The sequence below is a fragment of the Pedobacter sp. HMWF019 genome (assembly GCF_003061025.1).
Taxonomy (GTDB): domain Bacteria; phylum Bacteroidota; class Bacteroidia; order Sphingobacteriales; family Sphingobacteriaceae; genus Pedobacter.
Map to the genome: position 1 here is coordinate 50,645 of NZ_QAIL01000374.1, position 15,262 is coordinate 65,906.

Annotated in this window: 13 protein-coding genes; 5 read left to right on the forward strand and 8 right to left on the reverse strand. The window is 39.3% G+C overall.

Annotated elements, in window-relative coordinates:
* Positions 1-25 precede the first annotated feature (25 nt).
* Positions 26-595 (reverse strand): RNA polymerase sigma factor, encoded by a 570-nt coding sequence (locus DBR11_RS20600; RefSeq protein ID WP_108554501.1) that lies wholly within the window; start codon positions 593-595, stop codon positions 26-28.
* 151 nt (positions 596-746) lie between these two features.
* Here DBR11_RS20600 and DBR11_RS20605 point away from each other — a divergent pair, with 151 nt between their 5' ends.
* Positions 747-1,670, forward strand: a complete 924-nt coding sequence (locus DBR11_RS20605; RefSeq protein ID WP_108554502.1) for a GLPGLI family protein — start codon at positions 747-749, stop codon at positions 1,668-1,670.
* The gene (locus DBR11_RS20610; RefSeq protein WP_108554503.1) at positions 1,667-4,327 is read left to right on the forward strand and encodes a carboxypeptidase-like regulatory domain-containing protein; all 2,661 of its coding nucleotides are present in this window, start codon (positions 1,667-1,669) and stop codon (positions 4,325-4,327) included. Before DBR11_RS20605 ends, DBR11_RS20610 begins: the two co-directional genes overlap by 4 nt.
* Here DBR11_RS20610 and DBR11_RS20615 read toward each other — a convergent pair.
* Both DBR11_RS20615 and DBR11_RS20620 read right to left on the reverse strand, forming a co-directional pair.
* On the reverse strand, positions 4,317-5,690 hold the full coding sequence (locus DBR11_RS20615; protein WP_158275345.1) for a M56 family metallopeptidase: 1,374 nt from the start codon (positions 5,688-5,690) through the stop codon (positions 4,317-4,319). The two genes, DBR11_RS20610 and DBR11_RS20615, sit on opposite strands and share 11 nt — an antisense overlap.
* Positions 5,691-5,695: 5 nt before the next feature.
* Positions 5,696-6,058 carry a BlaI/MecI/CopY family transcriptional regulator gene (locus tag DBR11_RS20620; protein WP_108554505.1) on the reverse strand — a complete coding sequence of 121 codons (363 nt, stop codon included), beginning with the start codon at positions 6,056-6,058 and terminating at the stop codon, positions 5,696-5,698.
* 352 nt (positions 6,059-6,410) lie between these two features.
* On the opposite strand from DBR11_RS20620, the gene DBR11_RS29410 reads away from it, so the two are divergent.
* Positions 6,411-6,656 (forward strand): hypothetical protein, encoded by a 246-nt coding sequence (locus DBR11_RS29410; protein WP_146186605.1) that lies wholly within the window; start codon positions 6,411-6,413, stop codon positions 6,654-6,656.
* 132 nt (positions 6,657-6,788) lie between these two features.
* Here the strand turns inward: DBR11_RS29410 and lpxB are convergent, their stop codons facing one another.
* Genes lpxB through surE form a run of 3 tightly spaced genes read right to left on the reverse strand, consistent with a single transcriptional unit; the run spans position 6,789 to position 8,933 of the window.
* Positions 6,789-7,895, reverse strand: a complete 1,107-nt coding sequence (gene lpxB, locus DBR11_RS20625) for a lipid-A-disaccharide synthase (protein WP_108554506.1) — start codon at positions 7,893-7,895, stop codon at positions 6,789-6,791.
* Complete coding sequence (locus DBR11_RS20630) at positions 7,895-8,161, reverse strand: stationary phase survival protein SurE (RefSeq protein WP_108554507.1); 267 nt, start codon at positions 8,159-8,161, stop codon at positions 7,895-7,897. Before DBR11_RS20630 ends, lpxB begins: the two co-directional genes overlap by 1 nt.
* Positions 8,154-8,933, reverse strand: a complete 780-nt coding sequence (gene surE, locus DBR11_RS20635) for a 5'/3'-nucleotidase SurE (protein WP_108554508.1) — start codon at positions 8,931-8,933, stop codon at positions 8,154-8,156. Before surE ends, DBR11_RS20630 begins: the two co-directional genes overlap by 8 nt.
* Before the next feature lie 184 nt (positions 8,934-9,117).
* Between surE and DBR11_RS20640 the strand changes: the two genes are divergently transcribed.
* Entirely contained in the window at positions 9,118-12,054 is a 2,937-nt protein-coding gene (locus tag DBR11_RS20640) for a pitrilysin family protein (RefSeq protein ID WP_199233906.1), read from the forward strand.
* A 68-nt stretch (positions 12,055-12,122) separates the two neighbouring features.
* Here the strand turns inward: DBR11_RS20640 and DBR11_RS20645 are convergent, their stop codons facing one another.
* The gene (locus DBR11_RS20645) at positions 12,123-12,308 is read right to left on the reverse strand and encodes a CsbD family protein (protein WP_108554509.1); all 186 of its coding nucleotides are present in this window, start codon (positions 12,306-12,308) and stop codon (positions 12,123-12,125) included.
* A gap of 108 nt (positions 12,309-12,416) precedes the next feature.
* Here DBR11_RS20645 and DBR11_RS20650 point away from each other — a divergent pair, with 108 nt between their 5' ends.
* Positions 12,417-13,103 carry a hypothetical protein gene (locus DBR11_RS20650; protein WP_146186606.1) on the forward strand — a complete coding sequence of 229 codons (687 nt, stop codon included), beginning with the start codon at positions 12,417-12,419 and terminating at the stop codon, positions 13,101-13,103.
* Between the two features lie 52 nt (positions 13,104-13,155).
* Here the strand turns inward: DBR11_RS20650 and acs are convergent, their stop codons facing one another.
* A complete protein-coding gene (gene acs, locus DBR11_RS20655; protein ID WP_108554517.1) occupies positions 13,156-15,051 on the reverse strand; it encodes an acetate--CoA ligase in 1,896 nt (631 codons plus the stop codon).
* Positions 15,052-15,262: the final 211 nt, after the last annotated feature.

The window sequence follows — 15,262 nt, forward strand, 5'->3', positions numbered from 1 at the left end:
GAATTAAGCTTACGTTAACAAATCGTTAAATGCCAGAATTAAAATAACTGGAGTTTTTTAACAGCTCCCGAAGTTGCTTGATCGATTGATATAGCGTTGTTTCTACAGTTCTAACTGAAATCCCAAGAATCTCAGCAATTTTCTGTTTATCAAAATGATCAAACCGGCTCATTAACAATACCTCCCGCTGACGAAGTGGTAACTGATCAATGGTCAATAATATTCTTTGATATGATTCTCTGCCCGAAAGAATGCGAAAAGGAGTTTCCTTGTCTGTAAATAGATGTTGTTCCAGATCGAAACTTTCCACCAGATCTACAGGATCCTTTTTCTTTTCTTTATAATTAATAGACTGGTTTCTGGCAGATACAAACAGGTAATTCTTAATTTTAAGAATAGCACTTTCTCTCCTGCTGTCCCATAATTTGATAAAAATATCTGCTATGATTTCTTCTGCGGCAGCATAATCTTTTGTATACACTGCACAAAACTGGCAGAGCGTTTTATAATAACGATCAAAAAGAGTTTCCAATGCCAATGGATCATCTGATTTCAAAAGATCTGTTAACGCTTCATCTGTAAGTTCAGGATACATGCCGGTTTAAGTATTTCTTTCAAAGTTAAAGAAGCAATATTAGCCTAATGTTAAATTAAAAGATTAGCATAATTTATATTACGAATTATTCGTAATAATATGAATAATTCGTAATATTACAGCATAATCGTAAATCTAATCCTTAGTAATCATGAAAAGAACCTTTTTTATCCTGTACATCGCTCTATTTTCGTGTGGCTACTCTGCTCTTGCGCAAGCACCAGATACACTGAGAGCCAAAGCCTCCTATAGTTTTACCCATATAGAAGACACCACGCAAAGAGACAAACCCCATGAAGAACAAATGGTGGTCCTGCTTGGCCGAAACACAAGTGCTTACCTCAGTATGGACAAGATCACGCAGGACGAACAACGAAGAAAAACGATCGAAGAGCAGATCAAAAACTCGGTACCGGGCAAATTTGAAATCAAAGTGACCGGTTCCCAAAAGAGAGTGACCGGGGTTGAGATTTATATGTTCGCAAATGAAAAGAAAATGGTCTCCAAACAAACACTGATCAACAATTATCTGATTGAAGAACCTCTGCCGGTTATAGATTGGAAGATCAGCTCAGAATTTTCAGTAATCTCCGGACTAAAATGTCAAAAGGCAACTGCTCATTTTAAAGGAAGGAACTACATAGCCTGGTTCTGCCAAGATCTGCCCTTTCAAAGTGGCCCCTGGAAACTCTCTGGTTTACCGGGCCTGATTGTAGAGGCTTACGATACTAAAAAAGAAGTCATCTTCAAATTTGATGGCTTTGAAGAGGTAAAAAATAAGGCCGAGGAACAAGAGAAAGAACAAATTATCAACGGAACTGTATTAAAATTAAGTGGATTAAGCTCCGAAGATGTATTGAAAGCCCCTACAATTAGCCTGCCTAAAGACGGGATTAAAACGACAAAGAAAGAATTTGAAAAGCTAAATGAAGCGATGAAAAAAGATCCTACTGGATTTATCAATTCTGCAATGGCAGGATCTGGTATGGTTAAAGCAAACTCCAAGGTAAATGTGATTAACCGCCCGAATAAAATTGAGAGTAATAATCCAATAGAGTTACCAGAAACAAAATGAAGTACTTTGTTACTTTTTTGATGATCTTCTTCTTTGCGTCTACGCTCCAGGCACAAACAGCGATCAGTGGCATCATCACAGATTCTAGAAACAAACCCATCCCTGCAGCAAGCATTACCTTAAAAAGCGGTGAAGGAAACATCACCACTTATACAAGGAGCAATGAAAAAGGCCATTATACACTAAAATTACCTATAGCAAGCCGGGATTTGCAGATCGAAGTCAGTAGTCTTGGTTTCGGCAAGCAGATCATTCCACTTAGCACACAAATTATCTATAATTTTGTACTGAAAGATGTATCCATTGATCTGCCTACTGTTTTTATTAAAAACCGGCCATCCCTGAAACTAAATGGTGATACCCTCAGTTATAATCTCTCCGATTTTAGTGGAAAGCAGGATAGGGTACTTGCCGATGTACTCAAAAAAATGCCGGGTATAGAAGTTTCTTCTTCGGGAAAGATTTCATACAATGGCAAAAACATCTCGAACTTCTACATTGACGGAGACAATTTACTGGACGACAAATACAATATTGCTACTAAAACAATTCCAAAAGACATTGTAGACAAGGTCCAGGTCATTGAAAATGATCAGCCTATAAAAATGCTTAGAAACAAAGTCAATTCGGAAGACATAGCCTTAAACATTACCCTAAAAGATGAAGCCAAACTGAAAATGATAGGCAAAATTGCTGCAGGAGCTGGAGTTCCTGAGAAATTTGATATAGATGCGAACGGTATGCTATTTAACAAAAAGTACAAAGGCATCAACTATCTAAAAGGCAACAACATGGGTACTGATCCAGCACAGGACCTGGTTTCACATAACTTTTCAGACTATTTAAAACGCCTCGACAACAACAAGCCCGATGCATTTCTATCCAGTGGCGCGGCGGGTGTGCCCGATCTCCCACAGAACAGGTACCTTTTTAATCAAGCAGGACTATTGAATGTAAACAATCTCTTCAATCTGAAGAAAGACATACAACTGAAAACGAATGTCTATTATCTCCGAGATCGTCAAACTATGGACTATAGTAAATATACTGAGATTTATTTACCAACAGGCAATATCAATTACATGGAAAGCCAGCACAATATATCTTATCCGGATCTGCTTCATGCACAGGCAAACCTGAACATCAACCGCCAAAATTCATACCTGAACAATGTTTTCATCACCGGTTATAACCCTGTCAAATATAACGTAAGTCTGATCAGTAATGAGATTCCCTTACGACAAAGATTAAACCAGCGCCAATTTGATATATCCAATGAATTAAATTATATGAATACGTTAAGATCTGGTATAATCTATAATTTTTACTCCTACTTGAACTACTTTAACAGGCCGGAACAATTGCAACTTACACCCGGATTGAATGACACACAATTCAACAATGGCATTCCATATGCCAGCCTGGAACAAAATGTAAGGCTCCCTTCCTGGTTTGCGCATCATTACATGGCCATCAAACATGCTTCGACCACACTTACACAAAGTTATAAGGCGGGGTTAAGCTTTCAGTCACAACAACTCATTTCTTCATTAGACGCTATTCAAAACGACCAGACCAGAATTGAAACGAATGTTAAGGCATCTAACGACCTACATTGGAACCGCTTAAATCTTTACGGAAGTGCAGACTATGACTATAAAAGTGAAGACGAAAGAATCAAAGTCACGATAGGTATCCCACTTTCCTATCAGAATATCAGTTACACAGACCACGCTTACGAACAAGACAAAAAACTGGAAAAGCTCTTCCTCAATCCCAGCGCGAACTTCAGGTACCAGACCAGTATTGAAAATTTCCTGTCTTTATCTTACGGATTAAAGAACTCACTCGGTGGAATAGACGATGTTTACCAGGGTGCAATATTAAAGAACTACCGTAGTTTATTCTCCAACAATGCACCGGTTACAGAAAGTAGAAGCCATAATATAGCCCTGGGCTTCAATTATCGTAAAGCCATCACCATGTTCTTTTTTAGCATACAGGCAGCATACAGTAACGTTCATCTGAATACCATCTCATCCAGTATCATAAGCGATAGCCTACAACAAAGGATCGTATTGCCATTTGGAAACTATATAAACACCTATAATTTATCGGCAAATACCAGTAAATACCTCTTTGCACTAAGAACAACCTTGAGTTTAGGCATCAGCTGGTCGCAGAACGAGTCTAACCAGATTCAAAACGGCGAACTATTGCCATATAAAAGTGACAACACAGGATTTAAGGCAGGTATCCAGAGCAAAATAAACAATGACATCAGTTTTAATTACACGGCCAACTATAATCTGGTGAAAACGAAAACCTATATAAGTACAAAGGGAGATATACGTTACAATCAGCTAAGACAACAGGCAGAACTTTCTTTTAACTTGTCGACCAATCTTTTTTCGAGTATAGCTGCAGATCACCTGTTTACACATCAATCCGGTCAGCAAAATCTGAGTTATATATTCTCTGATCTGACTTTTCGTTACAAAGCGACTAAAATCAACACAGATTTTGAAATTGGGATCAATAACCTTAGAAACATTAAGACTTATAAAGCCGTTTATTTATCTGCCAACACCTACACCTCCGCAACCTACCAGATTCCTGGAAGAACAGGAATTTTCAGGGTAACCTTTAATTTTTAAGATCAACAGTATAAATATAGAGCATATTCTTTTTCACATCCTCTTCGCTTTTAACCATATTTATTCTTGAAATCTCTGAAGGTTTTATATTCTTCAGAAACTCTGCAGGAACCTCCTTATCATTGATGAAGATTTTGGTAAAACCTGTACTCATTTGGTTTATAGATGTAGCCTCGGCTGTTACAGAAGAAACTCCATTTATATCCCTGATTTTGAAATGGACCATTTTTGGTCTTGAACTGTCATCTGTGCTTTCAGGATCAATATGGCTCTTAAATATAATATTGATTTTTCGCTTTTGCACGATGGTATCACCTTCCGGGGGCCGGGTAACAGAAATAATCTGTATGTTTTTAGCAGCTTCTTGTAAGGTATCTTTTTTAACGGGTACAATAAGCCTTTTATGCTTGATTGTCTTTTTACGGCTACTTGTAGTTACCTGCATTAAAGGCCTAGCAACGGTTAAATTAGTCATAACAAGCTGTTTTTCTTGTTGATGAGATTGTATTTTCGTACGAATCAATGTAAATGCAGTGGTTAAGAATAGTAATACAGGCAATATAAAGACATACCGGACCAGTTGTAAAGAAGAAGATTTTTTACTGTTCATCATCACAATTCGTCTTTTAATGGCTGTCAGATTAAAGTTATTCATCAGCACAGAGGGTTGCAGACCTGCTCCCGCATACAGCATACTGTATTGATAAGCTTTTCTGTCTGCTCCTTTTTGTAAGATCTTTTGATCTGTAATAAATTCTACATTTTCTTTAACCGCTTTTCTCATAAACCAAACACCCGGATTAAACCAATAAAAAACCGTAGCCAGTTCAGCTAACAGAATATCCATGGTATGCAATTCGTTCACATGTACTTGCTCATGTTCCAGAACAGCTTCCAGCTCTTCTGGCCGATGTTGCAATGGATTCAAGTAGATCTGTCTCCAAAAAGAGAAAGTACCCCAGTTATCATTCAGTAGCCGAACATTGTATTGCTGTACACTCGCCGGAACAGAAGTTCGATGAACCAGATACAAAGAGTACAAACGAAACGTCATCCTGATCATCATTAAGGCTACGCCCGCCCAAAAGATCATTTTTGCAAAAAACCAGTAATTAACCTCTTGTACTTCATTTACCAATTCATAAATGACAGTCTGTGAAACCGGAATCGTAAAATGTGGAGAATCCTTAAAAAGAACAGACAAGTTGACCAGCGGGTAAATACTTGAAAAGAAAATACCTACCAGGAGAAAGAACCTGTTCAGCGTATAAAAGGTAAGCCGGCGTAAAATCAGATAATAAGCCACGCAGAACAGGATCAACGAAACATTTACCTTTAACAGAAAAGCGAAAAGATCTGGCATAATCATCAGCTTTTAGGGTGCTCAATCAAATTGATAATCTCTTTCAGCTCCTCTGCACTAATCTTCTTGTCTTTGACAAAAAAAGTAACCAGTTCTTTGTAAGAATTTTGAAAATAATCATTCACAAATCCGCTCATAAATTTTTTCTTATAATCAGTTTCCTTCACCTTAGCGCTATAGCGATAAGCATTGGCCATCTTCTCACTCTTCAAAAAGCCTTTTTTTTCCAAATTTTTAATGGTAGAAGCTAATGTTGTGTATGGAGGCTTAGGATCCTGTAGCAGTTCCATAAAATCTTTAATAAATCCTGCGCCAAATTGCCACACCGCCTGCATCGCTTCTTCTTCCTGTAAAGTTAACTTTTCCATAATACGAATATATCGTAAATATACGAATAGTACGTTATGAAAACATATTATTAACAACTGAAGCTATATCAGGACGAGACAGCGGATACCCGGCTTCGTCTTGGTTCGTCACTTCTCCGGCACTTCTGCGCCGTAACTTAGCCAAACAGGTACTTTTATCGAACAATCTACGCAAAAAGGCCGGATCGTCGAACAACCAATACAGAGAGCGGTAGCACACAGGGCAAAGCCGTATCCAAAAGGCTATTGGTCTTCAACAGCAACTCAACCAATTTGAATCGAAGTTTGTTGCATCATAATGATGTTTTATTAAAAATAAGTTAATATATTCATCTAACCAAACCAACCAACAATGATCCCGTTAAAAAATATACTGAATGCAAAACAAAGAAATTTGTTGTTAATCAACGGATGGCATATTAGCTTCCTGATGATGCTATTTGGAGCCATTAGTATTCAGTACGACCACTATGTTATTATGACACTGTTATTCTCCCCATTTTGTGCCTATGTCATTTTCAGCATCTACTTACTCCGCACCAGAATAAAGATCAACAAGGACAAAATCCTTAAGATCACAAAATGGCAAAGGAATTAAGAATCAGAGTTACAAATAACCAACTAAACAGGTCTGCGCCCAGAAAAATAGATTTTAATGGTCGAACCTCAGGGCCTGTAAGGTCCAGAGAGACCATAAAATCTATTTTTTAAAAAGAAAAAAACAGGAAGCTTAACGTTCCAAATCTTCAAGAATAAGTTTCGCCGTCCTTTCAGAAGCACCAGGCAAACCCATTTTCAGCGCCAGTTCTTCATAATCCAGGAGCATCCTGTCCCTTTGGTTCCCATCAAGCAAAGGCTGCAAATCCTTAAAAATTTGTTCTGTATTACAATCTTCCTGGATCAGTTCTTCAACCACTTTTCGATTCATAATCAGGTTAACCAATGAAATGAAACGGATCTTAACCACCATTCTTGCAATTGCAATAGACAATGGATTACCTTTATAAACCACTACCTGAGGGACTTTAAACAGAGCTGTCTCTAAAGTCGCTGTACCAGAAGCCACAACTGCGGCACTTGCCACCTGCAGCAGATCGTAAGTCTGGTTAAAGATCAGAGTTACTTTTTTTGCACCAGTAAACTGCCTGTAATAGTCTTCTGTAAAAGAAGGTGCCGCGGCTACAACAAAATGAAAATCGGAAAATCGCTCTGTTAAGCTAAGCATAACCGGAAGCAAACGTTCTATTTCCTGTTTTCTGCTTCCGGGCAATAAGGCTATCACCTTTTCTTCTCCAATCTGATGGACCTCCCTAAAGGCCGGATTAGGTGTAAAACTTGCTTTCTCATCCAGTAAAGGATTTCCTACATAATCCACATCCATCCCCCATTCCTTATAAAAATCCACTTCAAAAGGCAGAATACAAAAAAGCCGGTCAACAATCCTTTTGATCTTTAATACTCTTTTTTGGTTCCAGGCCCAGACTTTCGGAGAAATATAATAAAACACGCGGATGCCATTTGCTTTGGCAAATTCTGCAATCTTGAGGTTAAAGCCAGGAAAATCGACCAGGATTAGTGCGTCCGGCTGATCAGCCAGAATATCCTCCTTACAAGTTTTGAGGTTCTTAAAAATGGTCCGCAAGTTTAAAACAACTTCAGCAAAACCCATAAAAGCCATTTCTGCATAGTGCTTGACCAGATACCCTCCTTCAGCCTGCATTTTATCGCCGCCAAAATACCTGAAAGTTGCTTCAGGGTCACTCTTTTTCAGCGCCTTCATCAAGTTGGCTCCATGAAGGTCGCCAGAAGCTTCTCCTGCTACAAGATAATACCGCATTACTGACGAACTTTATACACAAAGAAAGCCAGGGCCCAGATAAAAGTGGCACTCAACACACCACGGCCAGTATTTTCTTTGTTTTGTTTAAAAAAATATTTGAGCAGCAAGGCATTTACCCCGATACAGCCGATCAATAAAAGATCAGCTTTAGCCAGATAGGAAACCACATGCATAATATACCAGGCTATCCCAATGAGCAGACCAGGGACCAGAATACCTATCCCGAAGCCTGTAAGCACTGTATCTTTGATTTGCTTAAACATCAAATGTCCATGAATTTAAAACCGGGATGGCATGATGGGCGGTCAGGTCAAACTGAACTGGAACAACTGAAGTATAACCATGGTCCAGTGCCCATACATCGGTATCTTCTCCTTTATCATTATTCTGAAACACACCCGTTAACCAGTAATAAGGTCTTTGGTAAGGATCTTTTCTTTCGTCAAATTCCTCTGCCCATTTGGCATTGGCCTGTCTGCATATCTTAATACCTTTGATATCTGCACCATTCGGGAAGTTAACGTTTAGTAGTGTTGCAGGGGGAAGACCATGCTCCAATACCTGCTCACAAATTACTTTAATAAACTTCTTGCAATGGCTAAAATCTGCTTCCTGTGCATAGTCATCTAATGAAAAACCTATAGATGGGATCTGCTCAATAGCACCTTCTACCGCCGCAGACATGGTACCGGAGTAAATCACATTAATAGAATTGTTCAATCCATGATTGATTCCCGAAACACATAGGTCTGGCTTCTTTCCTTTAAAAATCTTGTTTACTGCCAGTTTCACACAATCAACCGGTGTTCCTGAACATTTATACATTTCAACACCTTCATACAGGTCTACCTTATCGAAACGAAGCGGTTTACCTATCGTGATGGCATGTCCCATTCCAGATTGAGGACCATCTGGTGCAACCACAACTACATTACCGAGTTCCTGCACCACCTCTATTAAGTTTTTGATACCCGGAGCGGTGATGCCATCGTCGTTTACGACTAAAATATTCGGTCTTGAATGCTGTGTTTTCATCTGTGTTGCTGTTTAATGGATTAAATTTTAATCACACAAAAATACAAGAATTAAACAGATTAATCAGGATTATCCTGAATTCAGCTACTAATATTATGCAGGTTCCGCTTATCTTTGATCGTAACATTAGGGGCAGAAATGGATCTTATGTAGGCTAACAAGCTCATTATTTAAAAAACTTGATATGATTAAAAACAAACTATTGCTGATTGCTGGTTTTCTACTTACCGGAACGGCCGTAATGGCTCAGTCTACTTATCAGTGGAAAACCGCATCCTCAGGTGGCTATACTTACAAGTATGTGACCAATGATCCTTCTAAATCTCGTTTTTACACACTTAAAAATGGATTAACGGTTATTCTTTCTGAGAATACAAAAGAGCCTAGCATTGAATTCCGCATGGCCGTACGTGCAGGAAGTAATACAGACCCGCGCACCAATACTGGCTTGGCGCATTACCTGGAACATCTGCTTTTTAAAGGCACCGATAAATTTGGGACAACAGACTATACTAAAGAAAAGCCTTATTTAGATAAGATTGATGCGCTTTATGAACAATATAATAAAACGACAGACCAGACCAAACGAAAGGAGATTTATAAACAAATAGATAAAACTTCTGGTGAAGCTTCTAATATTTCTATTGCCAATGAGTATGATAAAATGATCCAAGGCATGGGTGGTCAGTCTTCCAATGCACATACTTCTGTAGAGGAAACCGTATATCAGGAAGATTTCCCTTCAAATGCAGTGGATAAATTCCTCGCTTTACAGGCGGAGCGTTTTCGCAATCCCATTTTCCGTATTTTCCATACGGAACTGGAAGCGGTATACGAAGAAAAAAACCGTGGTCTGGATAATGATGGAAACAAAATGTACGAAGGTATGGCCAATTTGCTGTTTCCTACACACAATTACGGTCAGCAAACCACTATTGGTTTAGTAGAACATTTAAAGAATCCTTCCCTCGTAGAGATTAAAAAATATTACCACAAGTATTATGTACCGAATAATATGGCAGTCGTTTTAGCTGGCGATTTCGCCCCAGATGAAATGATTAAAAAGGTAGATAAAGCTTTTGCCTATATGCAACCAAAACCAGTTGAATTATACAATCCTGCACCGGAGAAACCCCTAACTAAAATACAGACGCTGGATGTATATGGTCCAAGTGCTGAGAACGTGCAGATCTTTTATCGCGGCTATGCTGAAAATACCCGGCAAAGCCTCTTACTGGATTTGATTTCAAGCATTCTTTCTAATGGCAAGGCAGGTTTGATCGACATCAATCTAAACAAACAGCAAAAAGTATTGAAGGCAGGTGCTGGCTATCAGCAAATGAAGGATTATGGTATCTTTTATTTAACGGCTCAGCCTAAGCAAGGCCAATCACTGGAAGAGGTGAAAAAACTGGTGATGGAGCAGATTGACATCCTGAAAAAGGGAGAGTTTGATGAGTCACTCATCAAAGCAACTGTAGCCAACAGTAAATTGGCTTTACTGCAACAATTTGATAAAAATGCTTTCCGGGTAGAGGCAACTACGAATGAATTTATCCTGAACCGCGCAACCAAATGGGACAAGTCTTTAGATGGACCGGACGAGATGGCCAAGGTTACTAAAAAACAAATTGTAGATTTCGCCAATACATTCTTTAAAGAAAATTACGTAGTAGGTTATAAACATAAAGGTGTGGATAAGAACATCGTTAAAGTGGAGAAACCTTCAATTACCCCTATTAATCCAAATGCAAATGCCATTTCTGCATTTACAAAAAGTATCCTGGAAGCACCTGTGAAACCGATTGAGCCTAAATTTCTGGATTATAACAAGGACCTGAACTTTGGTAAAGTAGGCATCGCGGATGTCATTTCAGTTGAGAATAAAGACAACAGTATTTTCCACCTGACTTATCGTTTTGATTTAGGTGCTTATAATAATAAGTTATTGCCTTATGCGGCGCAGTACCTGAACTTCCTGGCTACAGATAAATATACCGCAGAGGAGATCAGCAAACAGTTTTACAATATTGCCTGTAACTACAGCATGAATGTTGGCAATGAGATTGTAACTGTAAGCGTTAGTGGCCTGCAAGAGAATTTTGATAAAGCTGTAAGTCTTACTGAACATATTTTCGCAGGTTGCAAACCAAACGAGAAAGCCCTTACAGAATTAAAAAGCACGATCTTAAAAGGGAGGCAAAACACAAAGCTGAACAAAGCAGCCATCTTAAGCGGACTGGTTGCTTATGCACAATATGGCGCCAAAAACCCATTAAATAATGTGCTAAGCAATGATGAGGTAAATAAAATCACAGCTGATGAGTTGGTCAATATCCTGCATAACCTTAATAATTACAAACATACCATTACGTATTTTGGTCCGCAAACGCTAGACACTTTTACTGCTGATATAGCCAAATTGCATCATTTACCTTCCGAATTTACCCCCGCAGCTGCTGCAGTTAAATTTGACTACACTTCTACCAATACCAACCAGGTACTTTTTGCTGATTATGATATGGTGCAATCTGAGATCAGATGGGTACGGAATGATGGCATGTACAATCCTGAACTGGCCGGTAAAATCAACTTATTCAACAATTATTTTGGCGGTGGTATGGGCTCTATTGTATTCCAAACCATCAGAGAGTCTAAAGCACTGGCTTATTCTACTTATGCCTTCTATTCCGCTCCGGATAAAAAAGATAAAGAATATGCAATGATTGCTTATGTAGGCAGCCAGGCCGATAAGATGAATGATGCAGTTAAAGGCATGAACGAACTTTTAACAGTACTTCCGGAGAATGAAAAATCTTTTGAGGGCGCAAAAAGCAATTCTGTGAATGCCATCCAGACGGAACGCATTGTTAAGGATGGTATTCTTGCCGCTTACTTTTCGGATAAAAAACTAGGCTTCGACCATGATTCCAGAATAGATCTTTACAACAATATCAAACCTTTGAAACTGTCCGACATGAAAGATTTTCATACTGCACATGTATCTGGAAAGGCTTATAATTATTGTATTGTAGCTTCTGAAAAGAACGTCAAAATGGAAGATATGCAAAAGTTTGGACCGGTAACCAAATTGAGTTTAGAACAAATTTTCGGATATTAACCTATACAGGGCACAAGTAAAAAGGCCAGGAGCGTTGCTCCTGGCCTTTTTTATTCAATAATGTATTTCTACAGTGATTTTAACCAGGTGACTACCTCATCACGGGTCTTACCTGTTTTTTGCTGCAGTTTTCCCAACAACTCATCATCCTTTCCCTCTTCGTGTTTCAGATCATCTTCTGTAAGATCTGCATAAGCTTGCTTAACCTTACCTTTAATCTCATTCCATTTTCCTTGCAATTCTAACTTATCCATAGCAGGTGTTTTTTAATGTTTAAACTACAGGAACAACATCTGAAAAATAAAATTGTTTGGCCTTGCAACTATCTTGCCTTCCCGATCGTCTTACTAAAAAACAATCAAATGAAACAATTCTACTTTTTGTTACTGCTTCCTTTACTGCTGTTCAACAGCTCTTGTACAATGATTATAAAAGGCCTAGGAAAGTCCGTTGCCAAACATTATGATGACCATAAAGACCTGAATTTATCGAAGCTCAGTTTACTTGACGGAGCTGGTCACCAGGAAGCATTCGAAACATCCTTCTCTGGAAAAACCGTTTACCTTTATGTATGGAGCTTGGATTTACCTCCGGATGACCGGAATACAGATTACAAAGAACTGAAACAACGCTTTCAAAAATATAATGATGTGGTCTTCATTAATGTGTATACAGGTACTGATGAGAACAAATGGAAAAAGGTACAGGACTTAAAAAATGAACAGGTGAAGGCCTACAGGCTCACTGCTGCACCTGAGAATGATGCTTTCAGGAGCCTGGCTGATTCTGTGACCCGCCCTCAGATCATTGGTAAAGACGGGGCTTTACTGGGCTTCAGGGGGCCTACTCCTGCGGATCACCTGGTGGTTGACTATGCTTTATATCAGGCAAGAAATGGAATAGATGCAACACAGTCTACCAAAACATTAATACGAGGCATCAACAGTAAGGTAAAGTTTAAAAACCAGGATCTCCTGCTTTGGTATGAAGATCACTTTGGCAAAAAACCGGGCGAAAAACTGAGCATCAGTATTTCAAATAACAATTAATAAAAAAGCCGTTTGGATATCCAAACGGCTTTTTTATTAGGCTTTAGGCCATTTATAATTGCCTGGCTTTGTCTATAATTTCATCAACTACACCAGGATCTTGTAATGTACTGATGTCGCCAAGATTAGAAGTATCTCCTTCAGCGATCTTTCTTAAGATCCGGCGCATGATTTTTCCTGAACGCGTTTTAGGTAAACCCGACACAAACAGAATTTTATCAGGTTTGGCAATCGCACCAATGACACGGGTTACAGTTTGTAAAATATCCTTGCGACTCAGATCAGCATCGCTGTGCGGATTTGGAAAGATCACAAAGGCATAGATTCCCTGTCCTTTAACATCGTGAGGATACCCCACAACAGCACTTTCAACCACACCAGCATGCATATTAATTGCATTTTCAACTTCCGCGGTACCGATCCGGTGTCCGGAAACATTGATTACATCATCTACTCTACCGGTAATTTTATAATAACCGTCTGCATCTCTTAAACATCCATCTCCCGTAAAATACAGATTCTCATAGGTAGAAAAATAAGTCAGTTTGCAGCGCTCATGATCGCCATAGGTGGTACGGAGCATACCCGGCCATGGAAATTTAATACATAGATTTCCGCTCACATCATTTCCTTCAATAATGTTTCCTTGTTCGTCTACAAGGACGGGCTGTACGCCAGGTAAAGGCAGCGTAGCATAACTTGGCTTAGTTGGCGTCACAAAAGCAATAGGCGAGATCATAAGCCCTCCAGTTTCTGTTTGCCACCAGGTATCTACAATTGGACATTTCTTTTTGCCTACATGCTCATCAAACCAGTGCCAGGCTTCCTCGTTGATGGGCTCTCCTACCGATCCCAATACACGTAAAGAGCTCAGATCTGCACCGTCTACAGGTTCATTACCAAAACCCATCAAGGAACGGATTGCTGTAGGTGCAGTGTATAAAATATTGACTTTGTGCTTATCCACAACTTCCCATAATCTGGCTGGTGTCGGATAGGTTGGGACACCTTCAAACATCAGTGTAGTTGCGCCCTGCGATAAAGGGCCGTACACGATATAAGAGTGACCAGTGATCCAGCCAATATCAGCTGTACAAAAGAAAATTTCGTCCGGCTGATAGTTAAATGCGGTGGAAAAGGTATAACCAGCATACACCATATACCCTCCTACGGTGTGAACGACTCCCTTCGGCTTACCTGTTGAGCCAGAGGTGTATAAAATGAAGAGCATATCTTCTGCATCCATTTCTTCTGCAGGACAATAGGTGTCGACCAGCTTAATTTCGTCTTCGAACCAAAGATCTCTTCCCTTCAGCATAGAAACAGGTGTGCGCGTATGTGTCAGAACAATAACTTTCTCTACACTTGGGCAACCGATCAGCGCATCATCGATCACTTCTTTCAGCTGGATCTGTTTCGCGCCTCTAAAAGCCCCATCAGCCGTGATCACCAATTTACACTGGGCGTCATTAATACGGTCTGCGATAGATTTTGCAGAAAAACCTCCGAAAACTACGGAGTGCACAGCGCCAATCCGGGCACAAGCCAGAACGGCAACGGCCAGTTCCGGAACCATGGGCATATAAATGCATACCCTGTCTCCTTTCTTAACATGGTTCTTTTTCAATACGTTGGCAAACCGGCAAACCTGCTCATGTAATATTTTATAAGTGAGTGTAACGCTGTCTTTTTCCGGGTCGTTCGACTCCCAGATGATAGCGGGCTTATCCCCGTTCTTTTCCAGGTGACGATCCAGACAGTTTTCTGTAATGTTGAGTTTTCCGCCTTCAAACCATTTAATATTGGGTTCTGAAAAATTCCAGGATAATACTTTATCCCATTTCTTTCGCCATTTAAAAGTATCTGCTATGCCCGCCCAGAATTCTTCAGGCTGTTCAACACTTTGTTTGTAGACTTTTTGATATTCATCAAAAGAATTAATTTGCATCATGTGGTTCTATATTTGTTTCAATTACTGGAATTCAAATATAACTTTATTGAAAAGTTATCGGAAGTGATCCGCATTTTAAATTTTCTTTTGTACTTTTGCAGCCGTTCTCCGGGGTATCAGACAGATATCTCAATAATTTTTCAAAAATATCGAACACCCGCTTGATGGTTACAAATATTATTCTGATATTTGCACACTCTTAAAAAAT